Source organism: Streptosporangium sp. NPDC053982 (genome assembly GCF_055585205.1).
In genome coordinates this window covers 214040-235399 of record NZ_JBVJKQ010000009.1, presented here as the reverse complement: position 1 = coordinate 235399, position 21360 = coordinate 214040, and the positions used below count along the sequence as shown (strand labels likewise).

At 72.4% G+C, this 21360-nt stretch carries 24 protein-coding genes and 1 pseudogene; 18 read left to right on the top strand and 7 right to left on the bottom strand.

What is annotated here, in order from left to right:
• The first annotated feature begins 1 nt into the window (after position 1).
• The 7 genes from ACZ6W9_RS18365 to ACZ6W9_RS18335 all read left to right on the top strand — a co-directional run bounded on the left by ACZ6W9_RS18365 (position 2) and on the right by ACZ6W9_RS18335 (position 5443).
• Positions 2–901, top strand: coding sequence for a F0F1 ATP synthase subunit gamma (locus tag ACZ6W9_RS18365; protein ID WP_389964641.1), 900 nt, complete (start codon positions 2–4; stop codon positions 899–901).
• Position 902: 1 nt separating this feature from the next.
• Positions 903–2330: a F0F1 ATP synthase subunit beta gene (atpD, locus tag ACZ6W9_RS18360; protein WP_389964644.1), complete on the top strand. Its 1428-nt coding sequence runs from the start codon at positions 903–905 to the stop codon at positions 2328–2330.
• Positions 2331–2397: 67 nt separating this feature from the next.
• Positions 2398–2802 (top strand): F0F1 ATP synthase subunit epsilon, encoded by a 405-nt coding sequence (locus ACZ6W9_RS18355; RefSeq protein ID WP_389964647.1) that lies wholly within the window; start codon positions 2398–2400, stop codon positions 2800–2802.
• Positions 2803–2839: 37 nt separating this feature from the next.
• Positions 2840–3253 carry a DUF2550 domain-containing protein gene (locus ACZ6W9_RS18350; RefSeq protein ID WP_389964650.1) on the top strand — a complete coding sequence of 138 codons (414 nt, stop codon included), beginning with the start codon at positions 2840–2842 and terminating at the stop codon, positions 3251–3253.
• A 263-nt stretch (positions 3254–3516) separates the two neighbouring features.
• The gene (locus ACZ6W9_RS18345; protein WP_389964654.1) at positions 3517–3876 is read left to right on the top strand and encodes a GntR family transcriptional regulator; all 360 of its coding nucleotides are present in this window, start codon (positions 3517–3519) and stop codon (positions 3874–3876) included.
• Positions 3873–4739 carry an ATP-binding cassette domain-containing protein gene (locus tag ACZ6W9_RS18340; RefSeq protein ID WP_470118738.1) on the top strand — a complete coding sequence of 289 codons (867 nt, stop codon included), beginning with the start codon at positions 3873–3875 and terminating at the stop codon, positions 4737–4739. The genes ACZ6W9_RS18345 and ACZ6W9_RS18340 overlap by 4 nt, the downstream gene beginning before the upstream one ends.
• Positions 4736–5443 carry a hypothetical protein gene (locus ACZ6W9_RS18335; RefSeq protein WP_389964660.1) on the top strand — a complete coding sequence of 236 codons (708 nt, stop codon included), beginning with the start codon at positions 4736–4738 and terminating at the stop codon, positions 5441–5443. Before ACZ6W9_RS18340 ends, ACZ6W9_RS18335 begins: the two co-directional genes overlap by 4 nt.
• Before the next feature lie 70 nt (positions 5444–5513).
• On the opposite strand, the gene ACZ6W9_RS18330 is transcribed toward ACZ6W9_RS18335, so the two are convergent.
• Positions 5514–5636, bottom strand: coding sequence for a hypothetical protein (locus tag ACZ6W9_RS18330; RefSeq protein WP_389964663.1), 123 nt, complete (start codon positions 5634–5636; stop codon positions 5514–5516).
• Here ACZ6W9_RS18330 and ACZ6W9_RS18325 point away from each other — a divergent pair.
• A complete protein-coding gene (locus tag ACZ6W9_RS18325) occupies positions 5630–5893 on the top strand; it encodes a hypothetical protein (RefSeq protein WP_389964666.1) in 264 nt (87 codons plus the stop codon). The genes ACZ6W9_RS18330 and ACZ6W9_RS18325 overlap by 7 nt on opposite strands.
• Positions 5894–5925: 32 nt before the next feature.
• Positions 5926–6351 (top strand): hypothetical protein, encoded by a 426-nt coding sequence (locus ACZ6W9_RS18320; RefSeq protein ID WP_470118735.1) that lies wholly within the window; start codon positions 5926–5928, stop codon positions 6349–6351.
• Between the two features lie 61 nt (positions 6352–6412).
• Here ACZ6W9_RS18320 and ACZ6W9_RS18315 read toward each other — a convergent pair whose 3' ends face one another.
• Together ACZ6W9_RS18315 and ACZ6W9_RS18310 are read right to left on the bottom strand one after the other, a co-directional pair.
• Positions 6413–7222 (bottom strand): RHS repeat-associated core domain-containing protein, encoded by an 810-nt coding sequence (locus tag ACZ6W9_RS18315; RefSeq protein WP_470118846.1) that lies wholly within the window; start codon positions 7220–7222, stop codon positions 6413–6415.
• A gap of 1336 nt (positions 7223–8558) precedes the next feature.
• A pseudogene (locus tag ACZ6W9_RS18310) lies at positions 8559–9764 on the bottom strand (DUF6531 domain-containing protein); the annotation flags it as partial.
• Positions 9765–9774: 10 nt separating this feature from the next.
• On the opposite strand from ACZ6W9_RS18310, the gene ACZ6W9_RS18305 reads away from it, so the two are divergent.
• The 3 genes from ACZ6W9_RS18305 to ACZ6W9_RS18295 are packed head-to-tail and all read left to right on the top strand — an operon-like array spanning position 9775 to position 10784.
• Positions 9775–9954 (top strand): hypothetical protein, encoded by a 180-nt coding sequence (locus ACZ6W9_RS18305; RefSeq protein WP_389965221.1) that lies wholly within the window; start codon positions 9775–9777, stop codon positions 9952–9954.
• Positions 9951–10292, top strand: a complete 342-nt coding sequence (locus tag ACZ6W9_RS18300) for a hypothetical protein (RefSeq protein ID WP_389964672.1) — start codon at positions 9951–9953, stop codon at positions 10290–10292. Before ACZ6W9_RS18305 ends, ACZ6W9_RS18300 begins: the two co-directional genes overlap by 4 nt.
• Before the next feature lie 3 nt (positions 10293–10295).
• On the top strand, positions 10296–10784 hold the full coding sequence (locus ACZ6W9_RS18295) for a WXG100-like domain-containing protein (protein ID WP_389964675.1): 489 nt from the start codon (positions 10296–10298) through the stop codon (positions 10782–10784).
• Positions 10785–10927: 143 nt separating this feature from the next.
• Here ACZ6W9_RS18295 and ACZ6W9_RS18290 read toward each other — a convergent pair whose 3' ends face one another.
• On the bottom strand, positions 10928–11518 hold the full coding sequence (locus ACZ6W9_RS18290) for a cob(I)yrinic acid a,c-diamide adenosyltransferase (RefSeq protein ID WP_389964678.1): 591 nt from the start codon (positions 11516–11518) through the stop codon (positions 10928–10930).
• Between the two features lie 65 nt (positions 11519–11583).
• Between ACZ6W9_RS18290 and ACZ6W9_RS18285 the strand changes: the two genes are divergently transcribed.
• Together ACZ6W9_RS18285 and ACZ6W9_RS18280 are read left to right on the top strand one after the other, a co-directional pair.
• Positions 11584–14781: a S41 family peptidase gene (locus ACZ6W9_RS18285; protein WP_470118732.1), complete on the top strand. Its 3198-nt coding sequence runs from the start codon at positions 11584–11586 to the stop codon at positions 14779–14781.
• 344 nt (positions 14782–15125) lie between these two features.
• Positions 15126–15443, top strand: coding sequence for an STAS domain-containing protein (locus ACZ6W9_RS18280; RefSeq protein WP_362930475.1), 318 nt, complete (start codon positions 15126–15128; stop codon positions 15441–15443).
• A gap of 118 nt (positions 15444–15561) precedes the next feature.
• Here ACZ6W9_RS18280 and ACZ6W9_RS18275 read toward each other — a convergent pair whose 3' ends face one another.
• Together ACZ6W9_RS18275 and nucS are read right to left on the bottom strand one after the other, a co-directional pair.
• The gene (locus ACZ6W9_RS18275) at positions 15562–16152 is read right to left on the bottom strand and encodes a TetR/AcrR family transcriptional regulator (RefSeq protein ID WP_389964685.1); all 591 of its coding nucleotides are present in this window, start codon (positions 16150–16152) and stop codon (positions 15562–15564) included.
• Positions 16153–16461: 309 nt separating this feature from the next.
• A complete protein-coding gene (gene nucS, locus ACZ6W9_RS18270; protein WP_362930479.1) occupies positions 16462–17121 on the bottom strand; it encodes an endonuclease NucS in 660 nt (219 codons plus the stop codon).
• 130 nt (positions 17122–17251) lie between these two features.
• On the opposite strand from nucS, the gene ACZ6W9_RS18265 reads away from it, so the two are divergent.
• From ACZ6W9_RS18265 to ACZ6W9_RS18250, 4 genes are all read left to right on the top strand, one after another.
• Positions 17252–17425 (top strand): hypothetical protein, encoded by a 174-nt coding sequence (locus tag ACZ6W9_RS18265; RefSeq protein WP_389964688.1) that lies wholly within the window; start codon positions 17252–17254, stop codon positions 17423–17425.
• Complete coding sequence (locus tag ACZ6W9_RS18260; RefSeq protein ID WP_389964691.1) at positions 17422–17766, top strand: ATP/GTP-binding protein; 345 nt, start codon at positions 17422–17424, stop codon at positions 17764–17766. The genes ACZ6W9_RS18265 and ACZ6W9_RS18260 overlap by 4 nt, the downstream gene beginning before the upstream one ends.
• A 124-nt stretch (positions 17767–17890) precedes the next feature.
• Positions 17891–18604 carry an alpha/beta hydrolase gene (locus ACZ6W9_RS18255; RefSeq protein ID WP_362930485.1) on the top strand — a complete coding sequence of 238 codons (714 nt, stop codon included), beginning with the start codon at positions 17891–17893 and terminating at the stop codon, positions 18602–18604.
• 149 nt (positions 18605–18753) lie between these two features.
• Positions 18754–19545 (top strand): alpha/beta fold hydrolase, encoded by a 792-nt coding sequence (locus ACZ6W9_RS18250; protein ID WP_470118728.1) that lies wholly within the window; start codon positions 18754–18756, stop codon positions 19543–19545.
• 255 nt (positions 19546–19800) lie between these two features.
• Here the strand turns inward: ACZ6W9_RS18250 and ACZ6W9_RS18245 are convergent, their stop codons facing one another.
• Positions 19801–21096: a DivIVA domain-containing protein gene (locus ACZ6W9_RS18245; RefSeq protein WP_362930489.1), complete on the bottom strand. Its 1296-nt coding sequence runs from the start codon at positions 21094–21096 to the stop codon at positions 19801–19803.
• Positions 21097–21360 lie beyond the last annotated feature (264 nt).

Sequence of the window (21360 nt, the reverse complement as noted above, 5' to 3'; positions counted from 1 at the left end):
GATGGGTGCCCAGCTAAGACTGCTGCGGCGGCGGATCCGGTCGGTCAGGTCCACGGCGAAGATCACGCGTGCCCAGGAGCTCATCGCTTCGTCGCGCATCGTGAAGGCGCAGCAGCGGATGCAGGCGGCCATGCCGTACGAGCGCGAGATCACGCGCGCCGTCACGGGCGTCGTCAGCAACACCGCCAGCGTCGACCACCCGTTGACCGTGGCCAAGGAGCAGCCCGCCAGGGCCGCCGTGCTCATCCTGAGCAGCGACCGCGGGTTCGCCGGCGGTTTCAACGCCAACGTCCTGCGCGAGGCCGAGGCCCTGCGCGGCCTCCTGGAGCGCAGGGGCGTCACGCCCACGCCCTACGTGGTGGGCCGCAAGGGCATCGCCTGGCACTCCTTCCGGGGTCGCGAGATGGGCGGGCAGTGGGCCGGGTTCTCCGACAACCCCTCCTACTCCCACGCCAAGGAGATCGCTGACGCCCTGATCCAGGCGTTCTCGGCGGAGGACGGGGTGGACGAGATCCACATCGTCTCCACCGGATTCGTGTCCATGCTGACCCAGGAGGTGCGGGTCAACCGCATCCTGCCGCTGGAGGTCGAGGAGACGACCGAGGCGCCGGACACTCCGTTGCCGTACTTCGAGTTCGAGCCCGGCGCCGGCGCGGTGCTGGACTCGCTGCTGCCGCGCTACGTGGAGTCGCGCATCTTCAGCGCGCTCCTGCAGTCGGCGGCCTCCGAGCACGCGGCGCGCCGCCGGGCCATGAAGTCGGCGACCGACAACGCCAACGAGCTCATCAGGGTCTTCACCCAGCAGATGAACCAGGCTCGCCAGGCGGAGATCACCCAGGAAATCAGCGAGATCGTCGGTGGCGCGAACGCGCTGGCTGACGCCGCAGCGGGGAAAGAGTGAAATGACTGCAGAGACTGTTGAGACCGGCGTGGGCCGCGTCGCGCGGGTCACTGGTCCCGTCGTCGACGTGGAGTTCCCCGTCGAGGCGATGCCCGACATCTACAACGCCCTCACCGTCGATGTCACCATCGGCGAGGAGACCCAGACCCTGACCATGGAGGTCGCCCAGCACCTGGGTGACAACCTGGTCCGCGCCATCTCCATGCGGCCCACCGACGGCGTCGTCCGCGGCGCCGCGGTGACCGACACCGGCGGCCCGATCTCGGTGCCGGTCGGCGACGTCGTCAAGGGCCACGTGTGGAACGCCCTCGGCCAGCCGCTGGACACCGACGCCGCGTCGCTTCAGGTGACCGAGCGCTGGGGCATCCACCGCCCGTCGCCGTCGTTCGACTCCCTGGAGTCGCGCACCGAGATGCTGCCCACCGGCATCAAGGTCATCGACCTGCTCACCCCGTACGTCAAGGGTGGAAAGATCGGTCTGTTCGGCGGCGCCGGCGTCGGCAAGACTGTTCTGATCCAGGAGATGATCCGCCGTGTCGCGCTGAAGTTCTCGGGCACCTCGGTGTTCGCGGGCGTCGGCGAGCGCACCCGTGAGGGCAACGACCTCTGGCTGGAGATGGAGGAGGCGGACGTCCTCAAGGACACCGCGCTCGTCTTCGGCCAGATGGACGAGCCGCCGGGCACCCGTCTGCGCGTCGCGCTCTCCGCCCTCACCATGGCGGAGTACTTCCGTGACGTGCAGAAGCAGGACGTGCTTCTGTTCATCGACAACATCTTCCGGTTCACCCAGGCCGGTTCCGAGGTCTCCACCCTGCTCGGCCGCATGCCGTCCGCGGTGGGTTACCAGCCGACCCTGGCCGACGAGATGGGCGTCCTGCAGGAGCGCATCACCTCGACCCGCGGTCACTCGATCACCTCCATGCAGGCGATCTACGTCCCCGCGGACGACATCACCGACCCGGCTCCGCACAACGCGTTCGCGCACCTCGACGCGCAGACCGTTCTGTCCCGGCCGATCTCGGAGAAGGGCATCTACCCCGCGGTGGACCCGCTCGACTCCACCTCGCGGATCCTCGACCCGCTGATCATCGGCGAGGAGCACTACCGCGTGGCCCAGGAGACCAAGCGGATCCTGCAGAAGTACCGCGAGCTGCAGGACATCATCGCGATCCTCGGTATCGACGAGCTCTCCGAAGAGGACAAGGTCACCGTCCAGCGGGCCCGCCGTATCGAGCGCTTCCTCTCCCACCCGATGTACGCCGCCGAGGCGTTCACCGGCCAGCCGGGTGAGTTCGTGCCGCTGGACGAGACGATCGCCTCGTTCAAGGGCCTGTGCGCCGGTGAGTACGACCACCTCCCCGAGCAGGCGTTCTTCATGGTCGGTGGCATCGAGCAGGCCATCGCCAAGGCCAAGGAACTCGCCCGCTAGTCGCCTTGGGCGCCGGCGCGGCCCAAGGGCCGTGCCGGCGCCTGGTTCGAAAGGAACTGGAAAGAAAGTGGCGAAGCTGCGAGTAGGCGTCGTCTCTCCGGAGCGGGAGCTCTGGTCCGGAGAGGCCGACATGGTGATTGCCAAGACCATCGAGGGTGAGATCGGCATCATGCCGAGGCACGCCCCGGTGATCGGTGTCCTCGTCGAGGGCGGCGTGCTGAGGATCAAGCGCGGTGACGACACGGACCTGGTCGCCGCGGTCCACGGCGGGTTCATCTCGGTGGCCGGCGACGAGGTGTCGATCCTGGCCGAGACGTCCGAGCTCGGCTCCGAGGTCGACGTCGACCGGGCCCGGGACGCGCTCCAGCGGGCCCAGGCCTCGATCGACGCCAACGAGAGTGACGTCGACGACGCCGCCGCCGCCAAGCGCGCCAGGGCCAGGCTGCGCGCGGCCGGCGAGGAAGTCGGTTAAATTCTGCTTCTGAGCGGTACGGCTTTTGGGAGCGGGAATGACGGCGCTGAACGTGCTCATCGTGGTGACGGCGGTCGTCGTCCTCGTCGCCCTCCGCGGGCTGGTCCTGACACGCTCCCGGGGATCGGTGCTGTGTTGCCTGCGCCCGGTTCCGGGGAAGCGGAGCTGGCGGGTGGGGGTGGCCCGTTACGCCAAGGACCAGCTCAACTGGATTCCGCTCATAGGTCTGCTGCCAAGGCCGCGCCACGTCATCGTGAGGCGCGGCCTTGTCGTTTCCGGGCGCCGCAAGGTGGGGTCCGGTGAGTTCTTCGGGTTCATCGAGGGGGTCACGGCGCTGGAGTGCCGCAACGGCCCGGACGCCTTCGAGATCGCCATGGGTTACCGCGCGCTGACCGGGTTCGTCGCCTGGCTGGAGTCCGCACCGCCCAGCGCCTATCTCGACGTCGCCTGACTCCTCCGCCGCCTTCCCTATCGCCGGCAGGCCCCGTTCCCGGTCCGCCGGGGACGGGGCCTGCCGCTTTTCCAGCTCTCTTCTCCCTGATCCGGCCCCGCGTCCGGTACGGCTCGCGCCCCGGGTCCGGCCCTCGTGCCCGGTACGGCTCCCGCCCCGCGTCCGGTCGTCGTCCCCGGCCGGGTGCTCGCCGGAGGATTGACCGGTTCCCGTGCCCCTTCTATGGTTCATTAGTAGAGTAATGAACCATAGAAGCAGGTGCCATGTTCGACGACCGGAGCCCGATCTACCGGCAGATCGCCGAGCGCATCAGGGCCGATGTGCTGAGCGGGACGTTGCGCGGCGACGAGCAGGTCATGTCCACCAACCAGTACGCCGCCTTCTACCGGATCAACCCGGCGACGGCCGCCAAGGCCTTCCAGCAGCTGGTGGACGAGGGCGTGCTGTACAAGAAACGAGGGATCGGCATGTTCGTGAGTCCGGACGCCCCGGAGAGGCTCAGGGCCGGGCGCAGGGAGAGGTTCTTCACCGACGTGGTGGACCCGATGGTGGCCGAGGCCAGGGCCATCGGCATCCCGCTGGGCGAGGTCGTCGGCCGCATCGAGGAGCTGGAGGGGAGATGAGGGTCGACGTCCGGGATCTGGTGCTGCGTTACGGCGAGACCACGGCGCTCGACGGGCTGACGTTCACCCTGGAGAGCGGGAAGATCTACGGACTGCTCGGCCGCAACGGCTCGGGCAAGTCGAGCCTGACGTCGGTCCTGGCGGCCTTCCGCCGCCAGACGAGCGGCGAGGCGCTGGTGGACGGGAGGCCGGTGTTCGAGAACGCCGGCCTCACCCGCGGGATCGCCCTGGTCCGCGAAGAGGGGGAGGCGATCACCATCGGCACCGCCGAGGACGCCCTCTACTTCGCCGAGGGGCTCCGCCCGAACTGGGACGCCGGCTACGCCCGCTCGCTGCTGGAGACGTTCGGGATCCCGCCCAAGGCGAACGTCAAGGCGATGTCCAAGGGGCAGCGCTCGGCGCTGGGAGCGGTGGTCGGCCTGGCGAGCCGGGCGCCGCTGACCATGTTCGACGAGGCCCACCTCGGCATGGACGTGCCGTCCCGGCAGGCGTTCCACGACGCGCTGCTCGCCGACTACATGGCGCACCCGCGCACGTTCCTCCTGGCCGGCCACCTCATCGAGGAGGCCGCCCCGCTGTTCGAGGGGGTGCTGGTCATCGACCGCGGCCGGCTCGTCGTGCAGGAGGACGCCGGGACGTTGCTGTCGAGGGGGGCCTCGGTGACCGGCCCCGCCGCCCGGGTGGATGCCTTCACCGCGGGGCTGACCGTACTGGGCGTCAAGGACCTCGGCCCGACCAGGTCGGCGATGGTCTACGGCGACCTCGACGACACGCGGCGCCGCGAGGCCGCCGAGGCCGGCCTCGAACTCGGGCCGGTCGCCATGCAGGAGCTGTTCGTCCACCTGACCGGAGGCCCCCGATGAGGTTCCCCAGCCGTCTCCTGGCCGCCAACGTGTTCTTCGCGCTGCTGCTGTGGGGGTTGCTCCTGGTGGGCGTCGCCCTGGTCGCGGCGGGCGTCGCGGTCTTCGGCACGCTCACCGGGAGCACCTGGGAGAAGGGCGTGCAGCTCGCCCGATGGTACGCGCTGTTCGCCGGCGTGGCCCTGGTGCGGGAGTTCCTCCCGATGTACGTCGCGCACGGGGTGACCCGCCGCGAGTTCGGCGCGCAGGCGGCCGTCACCGCCACCCTGTTCGCGCCGTTCCTGGCCGTCCTGGTCGCGGCCGGCTACCTGCTGGAGGCGGGGGCGTACGGCCTGGCCGGTCTGCCGCAGACGCTGGACCGGGCCCACCTGTTCGCCGAGCCGACCCACGTGCCGCTCGTCTTCGCCGAGTACCTGATCGAGCTCGCCGCCTGGCTGGCCGCCGGATCCTTCATCGGGGCCGGCTTCTACCGATGGGAGGGAGGCGGCCTGCTCACCCTGCCGGTCGGCGTCGGCCTGGTCGTGCTGGCGGAGAGCGCGATCGGCACGGAGCTGCGGCTGCCGTTCGTCAGCCGCCTCGCCCTGGGCGTGGACGTCCCGCAGTCCCCGGCGGTCACCGCCGGCCTCGGGCTCGCCGCGTTCCTGATCGGCCTGGCCCTGACCTGGCTGGTCATCCGCGACGTGCCGCTGCGCAACAGGCCGGCCTGAACGACGGGCCGGGACCGGGTTCCGCACGACGCCGCGAACCCGGTCACGACTGCTTCCTCTGACCGGCCTCTCAGTGGGCGTCCTGCACCTCCTCGATCTCGGGCCTGCCCTCGATCTGGGCGATGCGGCGCAGGAGGTACGGCGATGCGAAGACGGCTCCGGTGGAGTGTGTGTATGGTTGTGTGTATGGCACGTAGGAACGTCTACATCGACGATGAGCTGGACGCGCAGCTCAGGAGACATCGAAAGCTCAACGCCTCAGAAATCTTCCAGAAAGCCGTGCGGGACGCCATCCTCGCCAGCGAGATGGACGACTACATCGCCGGTGTCGAGGCCGAGCTGGCGGAACGGGGTGTCACGGATGAGGAGTGGGCCGTCGCCGAACGGTACGCGGACGAACTGATGAACCGCATCGCGCCCTCCGGAAACGACGAGCGGATGGTCGGCTAGACGTGCCGCGTCTGATCCTCGACTCCGGGGCCGTGACCTTCTTGGCAGGCAGGACCCCCGAGTCGATCGCCGTCATGCGCCGACTCCGCGACGAAGGCGTGTGGCCACCCCTGATTCCTTCGGTCGTGCTGGTCGAGTGCTTCACGGGTCATCCGGCGTGGGATGTGGGGGTCAACCGTTTCCCCCCGGCACGTGCTCCTCGTACCGAAGTGCCGAAGGAGCTCGCCAGACGTGCGGCGGCCTTGCGCACCAAGGCCATGGCCGCCATGGCGAGATCAGACCGTAAAGCACTGCCCTCCGCGGTGGACGCGCTGGTGGTGGCGTACGCCGAGGCGGAAGGGCCCGCATTCGTGCTGACCGGTGACGGCAAGGACCTGCGTCCGCTGGCGGACGAGGCACGGGGAGTTCAGATCGAGATGCTCGCCCAGGCGGTGGAGAGGTCCCGAGGCCGCCGCTGATACCGGAGTCCGGTGCAGCGGTCACGGTCGTTCGGCGGTGGGACGCGGGTCTTCTCTCGTGTCAGGGGACGTAGTCCGTCACATGGATCTTGATCTTGGCCCATTCGTCGTCCACGTAGACACCGGGGCGGTTTCCGGTGGTCCCCCTGGCGGCGTCGTGGCCCTCCCCGCCCCACGTCGGCCTGTCCAGCCTCGACCCCCGGTCCGGACGGACCTCGGTGTAGAAGGTGAAGCTTCCCCGCTTGTGCCGCTCGGAGGCCGGCAGCGGCCCGGCGTACGCCTGGACCTGGGGAAAGGAGCTGTAGCGCGGCGACCGGCCCCACAGCTCGCCTGAGTCGAGGACCCTCTGCAGGAAGTCCGGCTCCTGGTTCGGGGTCATGATCCGGTGGAAGGGCCCGTACAGCAGTTTCTCGTTCTCCGGCACGTCCGGCGTGCAGCCCATCAGGCCGAGCGGGTTGTGGACGTAGGCGTAGGGGTTGGGGTGGGACAGCAGCCCCAGCGGGTCGGCGCTCGCGTACCGCGCGGTCTCCGGGTCGTAGTGGCGGTGGTGGTTGTGGTGCAGGCCGCTCTCCGGGTCGGCGTACTGCCCGGGGAGGCGCAGCGGGCACTCGGCGGAGCCGGCCGGCTCGTCCGGATGTTCGCCCCACAGGGTCGGCCGCGCCCGCCAGGTGACGGTACCGCCGGGGCCGGCCAGCTCCGCCGGCGCGCCGGCCGGATCGGTGACGACGGCCCGGAAACGCTCGTCGGACCACCCCTGTACGGCGTCGCCGGCCGGGAAACGCGCCTCGAACCGTCCCTGTACGGCATCGCCGGTTCGGGTGCGGCGGACCTGCGTGACGGGACGGAAGGTGCCGGGTTCGTACTCCCACACCGTGGCCTCCAGGCCGGTCGGCCCCGTCTCCGCGCCGTTCCACCCCGTGCCGCGGATCTCCTCGGCCAGCAGGAAGCCGTCCCAGGCGAAGTCCACCCGTTCCGCGACCGACCGGCCGTCCGGTCCGAGCCGCAGCTTGGAGACCCGGCGGCCCAGGGCGTCGTACAGGTACCGCCACCGGGTCCGGTCGGGGGTGAGGACGCCGCTCGGGCCACGATGCGTCCACGACGTTCCCCGACGGGTCGTAGGAGTACCGCTCGCTCCAGCCGGCGCCGTGTACGGCGGTGATCCGCCCGGCCGCGTCCAGGTCGTGGCGCCGCGGGCCCGTGACGGAGTCGTCGACCCCGGCGAGGAGGCCGTCCGCCCGGTAGGTGAAGGCGCTGTGCCGCAGGAGGACGCCGTGCCGTACCGGGTCCGCCGGGGCGCGGCCGGTCACCGCGTCCGGAGACGTGTCGGGGAGCGGGTCCGGGGACGTGCCGGGGTGCGGGCCCGCCGGGTCCGGGAGCGGGACGTCCGGCGCCGTCCGGAGGGTCTGGGAGGTGAGGCGGCCGGCCGCGTCCCAGGTCCGGGCGAGTGTCATCACCGAGTCGACGTGGCGCAGGACCTCGCGGCCCGCCGCGTCGCGGCCGAACGACACCGTCCGCCCGCCGGTGCGCACCCGCGCCGCCTGGCCCGACGCGTCGTGGTCCCACAGGCTCTCGGCGCCGGAGGGGGTGCCGCGCCGTACGCGGCGGCCCGCGGCGTCGTACGCCGAGGTGACGACGAGGCCGTCGCGCCACTCGGCGACGACCCGGCCGAGCGGGTCCCGCTCGAACCGCAGGTCGGCGTCGGCGTTGACCGCCCGCACCATGCGCCCGGCGGCGTCGTAGGCGAACCTGGAGACCAGGTCGCCGGACCGCCGTTCCACGACGTTGCCGAGGGGGTCGCGGACGTAGCGCGTCGCCCGTCCCGCCCCGTCGGTCCGCTCGGCGGGCCGTCCGGCCTCGTCGTAGGAGTAGGAGCGCACGTGCCCGGCGAAGTCGGTCTCCCGTACCAGGCGGCCGGCCGCGTCGCGCTCGTAGCGCCAGACCAGGCCCCGCGGGTCGGTCACCGAGACCAGCCGCAGCTCGGTGTCGTGGCCGAACTCGAGGCGGGCCCCGTCCGGTCCGGTCCGGGCCGACTCCATGTCGAAGACGGCGAACTCCGACCGTACGGCGTGCCCGGCGGCGTCGACGTACTCGACCGGGTTGCCCTCGCCGTCGTAGGTCCACCGCTCGGTCGCGCCGCCGGGGAGCGCCCTTGAGGCCAGCCGGCCCTCGGGGGTCCAGGTCAGCCGGGTGACGCCTCCCGCGGGGTCGGTGATCGAGACGACCCGGCCGAACGCGTCGCGCCCGTAGCGGGTCGTCCGGCCCTCCGGGTCGACGGCCGTGACGGGCAGCCCGGCGGCGTCGTACGCGGTACGCCATGTGCCGCCCAGCGGATCGACGAGGGCCGTCACGAGGCCGCGTCCGTCGATCTCGAAGGTCGTGGTGGCCCCGGTGGGGTCGGTGACCGCCGTGCGGTTCCCCCGGGGGTCGAACCGCTGCCGCCAGACGGCCCCGTCGGCGCCGGTGATCTCGACGGGCAGCCCCGGCCCGTCGTGGACGACGGTGACCCGGGTGCCGTCCGGGCGGGTGACGAGGGCCAGGTTGCCGTCCCGGTCGTAGGAGTAGCGGGTGGTCCCGCCGAGCGGGTCGGTGCGGGACAGGAGGCGGTCGCGGCGGTCCCACTCCGAGCGGGTGACCCGCCCGAGCGGGTCCACCTCGGCGACCACCTGCCCGGCGTCGTTCAGGTGGAAGCGGGTGGTGTGCCCGAGGGAGTCGGTGAAGGCGGTCAGCCGGTCCGCGTAGGCGAAGTCCGCGTTCAGGAAGCCCCCGGTGCCCCGGCCGCGCACGCAGCGTCCCGCCTCGTCGTAGGTGTAGCGGTAGTCGCCGCCGTTGCTGTCGCGCCAGCGGGTGAGCCGGCCCTCGGGGTCGTGCTCGAAGCGTACGGCGGCCCCGGAGGAGTCGGCGACCCCGGCGAGCCGGCCGGCGTCGTCGTAGCGGTACCGCCGCAGCTCCACGCCCGTCTCCCCGGTCCGGGGCAGGAGGCGCAGCGCGGTGATCCGTTCCCCGGAGGTCTCCACCGTGATCCGGTGGTCCCCGGAGTGCCGCACCGTCGCCGGCGCTCCGGCGTCGTCGTAGTCGACCTCGACGCGGTGCCCGTTGCGGTCGGAGATCTCCGCCAGCGGGAAGACCTCCGGCGGCGTGCCCGCCGTCCTGGTGAACCGGAAGACGTGGCCGTTCTCCGGCACGGTGACCGTATACGTCCCGCCGTCGGCGCTCACCGTCAGCGGCCAGGGCGGTCCCTCGACGGGCAGCACCGGGGCCTCCGGCATCGGTGCCGGATAGGCGAGGATCATGCCGTCGGCCGCGGCGAAGCAGGCGCCCGACGCGTCGGCCTCCACCCGCTGGTCCAGCGTCGAGCTCCACGACTCCCCGAACCAGCGGCCCGCGCGGTAGAGCGAGGAGCTGTGCGCGCAGATCGTGCTCGCGGTGAACGCGGCGCTGGACGACCTGCGGGACCGGGTCGCGCGGGCGGGCGGCGAGGTGGACCACGAGGCGCTGCTCGCGCGGCTGCGGGAACTGCAGAGCGACTCGGTGCGGCAGATGGAGTCGTTCGCCCAGTCCATCGGCGAGATCGTCGGCCGCATCGAGAGCCGGACGGAGCGGTGAGCGGGCACGGGCCGGCGCGGCCGGTGCTGATCGTCAGCTCTCCCGGCCTGCGGGCCGTGGCGGAGGACCTCCGGGAGGCCGGCGAACGGCTGACCGGCCGGTGGGACGCCCTGTGGGCGTCGGTGAACACGGCGGGCATGTGCGGGGGCGACGACATGATCAGCCAGCTGATCAGGGCGTCCTTCACCTCCGTCATGGACCGGGCGGAGGAGTCGGTGAGGTCGGTGACGGAGCTGTGCGGCGTCTACGGCGCCCACGGCTCCCGAATGGACGAGCCGGTACGGCAGGGCGAACACGCCGTGGTGAGGCACATCGCGTCGATCGAAACCGCGGGGTGACGGATGGGACTCCAGCTTCCCCCGGCTCTGGCGGCCCTGCTCGTGGATCTCGGCTTCCAGTGGACCCGGTCGGACGAGGTGATCCTCGCGCAGGTGGGTGACCTGTGGCGGGACTTCGAGTCGGGGCTGGACGACGTCGAGCACCTCCTCGCGGGCGCGCTCCACCGCATGCGGGACGGTAACGCGGGGGAGGGCGTGGAGGCGTTCACGGCCGCCATGCTCGCCGGAGACGCGCCGCAGGCGACGGTGCGGGACGCGGGCACGGGCTCGCTGGCGGTCGGCGCGGGCTGCTACATCAGCGCCGCGATCGTGCTCGCGGTGAAGAGCCACGTGATCGTCCAGCTCGCCCTGCTCGCGGCGGGGCTCTCGGCGCTGTTCGCGGCGGCGGGGCCGACCATGGGGGCGTCGCTCGCCCAGGTCCCGGTCGTCAAACAGGTCACCGGCCGGCTCATCGACATGATCATCTCGCGCCTGACCGCGCTGCTCGTCTGACGGCCGCGAACGGGACCCGGCGCCCGGCCTCCGCCCGCCGTACCATCACCCGCCGAGCCGAGCCGAGCCGAGCCGAGCCGAGCCGAGCCGAGCCCGTGCCGCCGCCGGGGGCCGGCGGGTTCCCGGCCCGCGCCGCCGGGGCGTCAGCGGGTGCCGCCGGGCCTCCAGAGGATCTCGTCGCCGTGGGCGGCGACCCGGCACAGGATGAACATCAGGTCGCTCAGCCGGTTGAGGTATCTGGCGGTCAGCGGGTTGACGTCGTCGTGGGCGGAGAGGGCCGCCCAGACGGTCCGCTCGGCCCGCCGTACGATCGTGCGGGCCACGTGGAGCTGTGCGACGGCGGGGGCGCCGCCGGGCAGGATGAAGCTGCGCAGCGGCTTGAGACGCTCGTTGAACTCGTCGCAGCGCTCCTCCAGCCACTCGACGTAGGAGGGCTCGACGCGCAGCGGCGGGAACTCGGGGTTCTCGGTGACCGGGGTGCACAGGTCGGCGCCGACGTCGAACAGCTCGTTCTGGATCCGGCCGAGGACCGCCGCGACGTCCTCGTCGAGGGCGCCGGTCGCCAGGGCCACGCCGATCGCCGCGTTGGCCTCCTCGACGTCGGCGTAGGCGGCCAGCCGGGGGTCGGTCTTGTGGGTGCGGCTCATGTCCCCGAGCGCGGTCGTGCCGTCGTCGCCGGTCCGGGTGTAGATCTTGGAGAGCACCACCGGCTCGTCCCTGTCAGCTCGCGTCATGGGGTTCAGCGTAGCGACCGTAAAACCCTTACGATCCTCTTCATAGCGGACAATATGCTGGATAAATGGGCTCTGGTTTCTACCTCCGATTTCCCCATCTCTCCCGTGACACGCTGACGTTCGTCGCCGACGACGACGTCTGGGCCGCTCCCGTGGACGGCGGGCGCGCCTGGCGCCTGACCTCCGACCGGGCCCCCGCGGCGCATCCCCGCCTCTCCCCGGACGCCACGAAGGTGGCCTGGACGAGCTTCCGCGACGGCGACCCCGAGGTGTACCTCGCGGACCTGGAGTCCGGCTCGGCCGAGAGGCTGACCTACTGGGGGGACATGCGGACCCGCACCCGCGGCTGGACGCCCGACGGGCGGGTCCTCGCGGTCAGCGCGACCGGGGAGCCGTTCGCCGCCTGGAGCTGGGCCTACACCATCGGTGACGGCCTGCCCGAGCGGCTGCCGTACGGGCCGGTCACCGACCTGTCGATCGCCGGGGAGGGCGAGGAGGCGGGGGAGGCGGCCGGCGCGGTGGCGCTGCTGACCGGCGCCCTGGGCCGCGACCCGGGCACGTGGAAGCGCTACCGGGGCGGCACCGCCGGCCGGCTGTGGGTACGGCGGGCGGGCGAGGAGTCGTTCACCCGGCTGCTGGCCGACCTCGACGGCCACTTCGCCGACCCGATGCTCGTCGGCGGGCGCCTGGTGTTCCTGTCCGACCACGAGGGGATCGGCAACCTCTACTCCTGCGCCCTGGACGGCACCGGCCTGCGCCGGCACACCGACCACGACGTCTTCTACGCCCGGCACGCCACCACCGACGGCACCCGGATCGTCTACCAGAACGCCGGCGACCTCCACCTGCTGGACGGGCTGGACGCCGAGACCCGGAAACTCGACGTCAGGCTCGGCTCCCCGGCGCGGGGGCCGCAGCCGTACCGGGTGGACGCCGAACGGCGGCTGCACGACCTGGCGGTGGACGAGACCGGCCGGGCCAGCGCCGTCGAGGTGCAGGGGACCGTGCACTGGATCACCCACCGGGACGGCCCGGCGCGGCAGCTCAGCTCCGGCCTGGCCGCCGGGACCCCGCGCCTCCTGGGTACGGACCGGGTGGTGTGGGTCGTCGACGACGGGCACCGGCAGGGCCTGGAGATCGGGCCGGCCGGCGGCGGGGAGACCCGCAGGATCGCCGAGGGGCTGCTGGGCGAGGTCGGTGACGTGGCCGTCGCGCCCGACGGGAACACGATCGCGGCGGCGGCCAGGGACGGGCGGCTCCTGCTGGTGGACGTCACCTCCGGCGAGGTCGTCGAGCTGACCCGGGCCGAAGGGCAGGTCGACGGGCTGGCCTTCTCGCCCGACTCCGCCTGGCTGGCCTGGTCGCACCCCGAGGCCGATCCGCTGCGCAGGATCCGCCTGGCCCGGCTGGCGGACCGGGTGGTCACCGACGTCACCGACGGCCGGTTCGTGGACACCTCGCCGGCCTTCACCGGCGGCCACCTGGCGTTCCTGTCGCGCCGCGGCTTCGACCCGGTCTACGACGCGCACTCCTTCGACATGTCCTTCCCGTTCGGCCACCGCCCCTACCTGGTGCCGCTGTCGGCGGCCACCCCGTCGCCGTTCGCGCCCAGCGCCGAAGGGCGCCCCGTCGGGTCCCCGGACGACGACGGCGACGGCGACGACAAGGGCGAGGACGTCTCCGCCGCCCCCGCGCTCACCGTCGACCTGGAGGGCATCGCCGGGCGGGTCGTGCAGGTGCCGGTCCCCGAGGGCCGCTACTCGAAGCTCAGCGCGGTCAAGGACGGGTTCGTCTGGCTGCGCGAGACGCTGGCCGGGGAACTGGGCGAGGACCGCGAGAAGGTGGGGGCCGACGCGCCCAAGCCCGCGCTGGACCGCTACGACCTGGTCAAGCGCAGGTGCGAGGAGATCGTCGACGAGCTCGACGACTACTGGGTGAGCGGCGACGGCACCCACCTCGTCGTCTCCTGCGACGGCGAGCTCACCGTCCACAAGGTCGGCGGCAAGAACGACGACGACGTGACCGTGGACCTGTCGCGGATCCGGGTCACCGCCGATCCCCGCACCCACTGGCGGCTCGCCTACGACCAGTTCGGCCGCCGGATGCGGGCCGACTTCTGGGTCGAGGACATGGCGGACGTCGAGTGGGACGCCGTGCTGGAGGAGTACCGGCCGCTGGTGGAGCGCGTCGCCACCGCCGACGACTTCGCCGACCTGCTCTGGGAGGTCGCCGGCGAGCTCGGGACCTCGCACGCCTACGTCATGGCGGCCCCGTGGGGGCAGCCGACCTGTGACCGGGTCGGCCTGCTGGGGGCCGACCTGTCCCGGGACGCCGACGGACGCTGGCGGGTGGACCGGGTGCTGCCGGGCGAGTCGTCGGACGTGCACGCCCGCTCGCCGCTGGCCGCGCCCGGCGCGGCCGTCCGCCCGGGGGAGAGGCTGCTGGCGGTGGACGGCCGCCCGGTGCCGCCGGACGGGCCGGCGCCGCTGCTGGTCGGCGCGGCCGACAAGCCGGTCGAACTGACCCTGGACGGCGGGCGCAAGGCGGTCGTCACCCCGCTCGGCGACGACCGGCGCCTGCGCTACCAGGACTGGGTGAACGGGCGGCGGGCGCGGGTCCGCGAGCTGGGGGAGGGCCGGGTCGGCTACCTGCACATCCCGGACATGGTCGCCGAGGGCTGGGCGCAGTTCCACCGCGACCTGCACCGGGAGATGGCCCGCGAGGCGCTGGTCGTGGACGTCCGTAACAACCGGGGCGGTCACACCTCCGAGCTGGTCATCGAGAAGCTGATCCGCCGCGTCATCGCCTGGGGGAACCCCCGCGGCATGACGCCCCAGACCTACCCCCAGGACGCGCCGCGCGGTCCGCTGGTCGCCATCGCCGACCGCGACGCCGGGTCCGACGGCGACATCGTCACCGCGGCCTTCAAGTTCCACCGGCTCGGGCCGGTGGTGGGCACCCGCACCTGGGGCGGGGTGATCGGCATCGAGGACGCCCACCGCCTGGCCGACGGGACGCGCATCACCGTGCCGAAGTACTCCTTCTGGTTCGAGGACCTCGGCTGGGGGGTGGAGAACCACGGCGTCGAGCCGGACGTCGAGAGGGACATCACCCCCGACGACTGGGCCGCCGGACGCGACACCCAGCTGGAGGAGGCCGTACGGCTGGCACTGGCCGCGCTGCGGGAGCGCCCGGCGGTGACCCCGCCCGACCCGGCGACCCGGCCCTCCCGCCGCCGCCCGGTGCTGCCGCCGCGGCCGTAGCGGGCGACGGCGTCACCGAAAGGCCGTGTCCGCCGTCTCTCCGGAGAGGCCGCCGCCCGTCGCCGGACCCGGCGACGGGCGGCGGGACCACGGCCGTCCGGGAGCCCCGGGAGGGACGACGGGATCGGGCCCGTCCGATCCTCCGGAGAAAAAGGCCGGCTCCGGCAGAATTTTTTCCCTCCGCCGGGGCAGGCCTTTTCGGTAGGCGGAAGGATCGCAGGGGGTCAGACCATCGCCTTTCACATCACGTAGTCATCGAGCCGCTCCGTGTGACCGCCCCTACAGGTCACGCGCCGTGGTTCTCGTCCGGCCGCATCCCCGGCGGCCGGACACGAGGAGGAGGCATGCGCGTCGCTGAAAACCCCGAAGCACAGGTGGTCGACGTCGGGAACCGTCTCGACGTGGGCACCGTCGCCGAGGTGCGCCCGCGGCTGCACGAGGCCGTCGACACGGGGCACGGTGACCTGATCGCCGACCTCTCCGGGCTGGAGATGATCGACGCCACCGGCCTGGGAGTGCTGGTCGGCACGCACCGGCGCGCGGCGGCCGCCGGACGCCGGCTCATCCTGCGCGGCGTGCCGCCCAGGGTCATGCGCGTGCTGGCGGTGACCCGGCTCAACCGGGTGCTCACCGTCGAACTCCCGGTGGACGCGGTCGCCTGACCCCGGTCTCGGGTCTCGGGTCTCGGGTCTCCGGAAACGGCCCCGGGCGTCTGATTCCGGTCCCCGGAAACGGTCCCGGGCGCCGGCGGGCCATCGGGCCACCGGGCGGTGAGTCCCCTCACACCACCAAGGCCCGGTGGAAGACGTGCACGGCGGTGTCGATCATGTGGTCCACCTCGGGCGGGTCGTCGGCCAGCACCCATTCGGTGAGCAGCTCATGGATGGCCCCGATGACCCCGATGGCCAGCAGTCGCCGGTCCAGTCCGGCCGGGCCCGCCAGGGCGGGGTCATCGGGACTGATGATCTCGACTGCCTCGCGGAAGCCCGCCAGGGCCTGCTCACGCGCTTTGGCGAGGCAGCCGGCGGCTCGCCGTACCTCCAGGTGCATGAGGCGGGCCCGCCGCCTGTCCTCGGTGACGAAGCCGATGTATCCGCCGATGCCGGCCCTGATCCTTTCGAGCAGTGAGTCGGGGGCCTGCGCGACGGCCTTCGCCACGGACGCCAGTGACTCCTGCACGCACCGGTCGTGCACGGCCTCCATCAGCTCGTCGCGCCCGGAGAAGCACTCGTAGAAGGCGCGGTTCGAAATGCGGGCGGCGGCGCACAGCTGCTCGATCGTCGTCTCCGGGAATCCGAGATCGCAGTAGAGCGTGTACGCCGCGGTCATCAGGCGCTCGCGGCGGTCCGCCAGTCGCTCCTCGGATGACATTCCCCGATAGGGCCGTCCATTCATGTCAAGCTCCCGGTGCCGTCGTGAGCTTGACAATGCATCGCTTTATCACTTCCACCCCAAAGTCATGGCCCCAGAATCCACCATTATGGGTGCAAGATCCGTTTTTCTGGAAGAGTCAAAACGTCATGTATTCCGGTCTTCATGTAAGAAGGTCAGGATTCTGACCGGTCGGTCAAGCGCTCGGGGAGGCCGGAGCGGAAACACGAGAACATTTCTCATTTCGGACGGCCATGTGGCTTTCCGGAAAAGACGGCCCGGAGGGCGTCCGGAGGATCGGGGAGGGCTTCAGAAGAGCGTGTCGGTGCGCTCGATGCCCCGCAGCGCGTCGTAGTCGAGGGTGACGCAGCGGATGCCGCGGTCCTCGGCGAGCGTCCTGGCCTGCGGCGCGATGGCCTGGGCCGCCAGGATGCCGGAGACGGGGGCGAGCAGCGGGTCGCGGTTCATCAGCTCCAGGTAGCGCGTCAGCTGCTCCACCGCGTCGATGCCCGCGCGGCGCTTGAGCTCCACGGCCACGGTCGAGCCCTCGTGGTCGCGGCACAGGATGTCCACCGGCCCGATCGCCGTCATGTACTCGCGGCGGACCAGCGTCCAGCCCGCGCCGAGCGTGGTGATGTGCTCGGCCAGCAGCTCCTGCAGGTGGGCCTCGACACCGTCCTTGATCAGGCCGGGATCGACGCCCAACTCGTGGGTGGAGTCGTGGAGGATCTCCTCCATGGTGAGGACGAGCTTCTCGCCGCTCTTGCCGTGGGTCACCGTCCAGGTGCCCTCCTCCTCGCGGAGCCGGCACGGCGGGTTCATCCAGTTGAGCGGTTTGAACGCCCTGTCGTCGGCGTGCACGGACACGCTGCCGTCCGCCTTGATGAGGATGAGCCTCGGCGCCATCGGAAGATGAGCGGTGAGCTTCCCCACGTAATCCACGCTGCATCGCGCGATGACCAGCCGCATGGGGGCCAACCTTACCGCCGGAACGCCGGTGCCGGTGGCCACGCCGGCGGATCCGGCGACCCGCACCGGCGTTGAGCTGGATTTGGGGTGGTTTTGGGGAGAGCGGGGGACCTCTGGGAGACTGGTCGGCATGACGCGCAGCTTCGACCGGACCGGAGCGGCCGCCCCCGGCTCGACGGGCGCCGCGGGCGCCGTGACCTCCGTGGTTTCCCCGGTCTCCGCGGTTCCCGTGGTCTCCGCCCCCGTGCCGCCGCCCGGCCGCCCCGCCACGGCCGCGGCGCGGAGCGTCCGCGACCTGCCATGAGCCCCCGCCGATCCCGCCGCAAGGATCCCTTCGCCCGCGACGGCCGCGGCGGGCGCGGAGGCTCCGGCCGCCCGCCGTCCTCCCGCCCCGTGGGGATGTTCGTCGCCGGTGTCGACCAGGTCGAGGAGTGGCCGGACGGCGACTGGCACGTACGGCGGGTCACCGGCGCCGGGGCGGACAAGACCTACCGCTGCCCCGGCTGCGACCAGGAGATCAGGTCCGGCGTGCCGCACCTGGTGAGCTGGCCCGCCTGGACCGGCGGGGAGGAGGAGCGCCGGCACTGGCACACCGCGTGCTGGCGCCACCGGACCAGACGGGGGCCGGGCCGGACCAGATACTGACCGGATACTGAAAGGCGGCCGTACGGTCCCCGCACCCAGGGCGGCCGACGGCGGCCGACGGAGGCCGTACGGTCCCGTGCCCCGCTGCTCCGGCCACGACACGACGTCACGAAGTGAGGAACACATGGAGATCCGGGCCTCCACGGTGCTGCCCGCGCGCAGGGAGCCGATCGAGCTGGTCACCGCCGACGGGCTGACGCTCGTCGGCGAGCTGGCCCTGCCCGCGGACCGGCCCCCGGCCGCCACGCTGGTCTGCCTGCACCCGCTGCCCACGCACGGCGGCATGATGGACAGCCACATCTACAAGAAGGCGGCCAACCGGCTGCCCGCGCTGGCGGACCTCGCCGTGCTGCGGTTCAACACGCGCGGCACCACCTCCGACCGCGGCACCTCCCAGGGGGCCTTCGGCGGCGGCGAGGACGAGCGTCTCGACGTCGCCGCCGCGCTGGAGTACGCCGAGTTCCACGACCTGCCCCGGGCCTGGCTGGTGGGCTGGTCCTTCGGCACCGAACTGGCGCTGAAGTGGGGTCGCGACCCGCTGGTGGAGGGGGCGATCCTGCTCTCCCCGCCGCTGCACCGGGCCACCGACGCCGACCTCGACGGCTGGGCGGAGTTCGGCCGGCCGCTGACCGCGCTGGTCCCCGAGTTCGACGACTACCTGCGACCGGCCGAGGCCCGCGAGCGCTTCGCCCGGGTGCCCCAGGCCGAGGTGGTCGGGGTGGACGGCGCCAAACACCTGTGGGTCGGCGAGCCGTACGTGCGGATCGTCCTCGACGAGATCGTCCGGCGGGTCAACCCGGCCGCGCACCCCCTGCCCACCGAGGTCCCCGAACCGTAGCGCGGGCCGGCGCGATCCAGCGAGGCCGCCGGACGGCCGGGAGATCGAGGGGCCGGAAGACCGGGGCGCGGGCCGGCGTCTCCGGTCCGGCCATGCCGCTTCGCGCGTCAAGGGATGTCAGAACCGGGACGCGCGACTACCGTGGATCTGTGCATCTGTACACCCGGTCGGCGGGCGAAGGACTTCCGGTCGTCCTGCTGCATGCGTTCCCCCTGTCCTCTGCCATGTGGCTGGCCCAGCGCGAGGGCCTGTCCGCGGTCTGCAAGGTCATCACCCCCGACCTGCGCGGCTTCGGCGGCTCGGTGCTCGGGGACGAGGAGCCGTCCCTCGACGTGATGGCCGACGACGTCGCGCGGACGCTCGACCGCGAAGGCGTCGACCGGGCCGTCATCGGAGGGCTGTCCATGGGCGGCTACGTGACGATGGCCCTGTGCCGCCGCCACCCCGACCGGCTGCTGGGGCTCGTCCTCGCCGACACCAAGGCGAGCGCCGACCCCGACCAGGCCAGGGTCAACCGTGAGCGCATCGCCGCCGCCGTGGTCGAGGACGGCCCGGCCGTACTGCTGGAGGAGGTCCTCCCGCCGCTGGTCGGACGGACCACCGCCGAGCGCCGGGCGATGGTGTACGGCAGGGTGCGCGGGCTGGTCCAGTCGGCCCCGCCGCGGGCGGTGGCCTGGGCCCAGCGGGCCATGGCGGCCCGCCCGGACTCCTTCGACACCCTGCGCGCGCTCAAGGTGCCCGCGCTGGTGCTGGTGGGGGAGGAGGACGGCCTCACCCCGCGGGCCGACGCCGAGGCGATGGCCGGGGCGGTGCCCGACGGGCGGCTGACCGTGATCGAGAAGGCCGGCCACCTGAGCGCGGTCGAGCAGCCGGAGGCGTTCAACCGCCCGCTGGCGGGCTTCGTCGCCGAGCTGGCCGGGCGGGCGCCGCTCGGCGGCTGAGTGCGAACCGGCCCGGGGACGCGGGACCCGGGACGCGCGGGCCCAGGGACCGGGCGGACCGCGAGGACCCGGGGCGGGGGTTCCGGGACGCCGTGAGGACCCCGCGGCAGGGTTCGGGCGGAACGCGAGGATCCGGGGCGCGGGCTCGGGGACGGCGCCACGAGGACCCCGGAAGACGAAGAGGAGCCCGGCGATCCACACGGATCGCCGGGCTCCTCAGGTCAGCCGTCTCGACGCCTCCCGATCAGCGGCCCCCTACTCCTGCCACCACTCGGCGTCGTCGTCCTTGGTCTCGGCCTTGGGCGCGGGAGCCGGGGCCGGCGCCGAGGCCGGAGCCGGGGTCTCGGCCGGAGCGGAGATGGCCGGCTTGACCGGGGCCGGGGCGATCGCCGGCTCCGGGTCGGCGGCCGGAAGCGGCGCGCCACCGAGCAGCTGGCGGAGCTGCGCGAGGTGGCTGGTGATGCTGTCGCGCTGCCGGGTCAGCTCGTCGACCTGGCGCTGGGCGACCGAGAGACCCCGCTCGGCCTCGATCTTGGCCTCGGAGACGATCGTCTCGGCGTTCGTCTTCGCCTCGGCCACGAGCTGGTCGGCGTTCTTGCGCGCGTTGGCGAGCAGCTGCTTGGCGTGGGTGTCGGCGTCGCGGCGGGCCTGCTCGGCCTGCTGCGTGGCCTTGGTGGCCCGCTGCTCGGCGGTGGCGGCGCGCTCCTCGGCCTTGGAGACCATCTGCTGGGTGTGGGCCTGCGCGGTGGCGTGGCGCTCGGCCTCCACGCGCTCGGCCTCCTCGCGCCGGGCGGCGAGCTGGATCTCGAACTCGGCCTCGTCCTGGGCCCGCTTGGCCTCCGACTCCTCCAGGACCCGCTGGGCCTGGGCGCGCATCTCGTCGGCCTGGCGCTTGGCGGTGGTGAGGATCTCGTCACGCTCGCGCTTGGTCGAGGCCCGCAGCTGGGCGACCTCGCGCTCGGTGGTGGTGCGCAGCTTGTCGATCTCGCGCTCGGCGTCGGCGCGCTTCTCGGCCACCTCGTGGTCGGCGGTGGCGCGAAGCTTGGCCACCTCGCGCTCGGTGGTGGAGGTCAGCTCGTTGGCCTCGCGGCGGGCGGTCGAGCGGATCTCCTCGGCCTCGCGCTCGGCGGTGGTGCGCATCTCGTCGGCCTCGCGGGTGGCCAGGGCCCGCTTCTCGGCCGCCTCGTTCTCCGCGGCGGCGCGCGCGTCGGCGGCATCGACCTTGGCGGCGGCCCGGATCTCGTTGGCCTCGGACCGGGCGGCCTGGACCAGCTCGGTGGCCTGCTCCTCGGCGAGCCGGAGCAGCTGCTCGATCCGCGCGCCCAGGCCGGAGTAGGTGGGGCGCTCCTGCTCCTGCAGCTGGCGCTGGGAGTCGGCCAGGTCGCGCTGCAGGCTCTGCGCCTGTTCCTTCGCCTGACGCAGCTCGGCGTCGACCTGCTTGAGATGATCATGGACCTGGTGCCGGTCATAGCCACGGAGCACCACGTCGAATTCCCGAGCGGGGGAGTCTTCAAAGAAATTGTTGAGCTGGGCGTCGATGTCGGACTGCATGGAGGCTCGATCCTGGGTTGTCGAGACGGCTACACGGGGCGGACGAAGGATTCGGACACCCGAGCTGGGATCCGTGGCGGGACCCACGTCCGGTGATAGGCCAGCGTACTCTGGAGTTGCCGCGTTGGCGGTCCCCTCTGACTTTCTGCGTGACTTGTTACGTATGAACCTTTCCTGCATGTGACGCGACACCCGGCCGCCGCGTTGACCGCATCCGGCCGCCACTTGGCCGGGCGCGCCGGCGGCGACCGGCGGGCGCGTTGA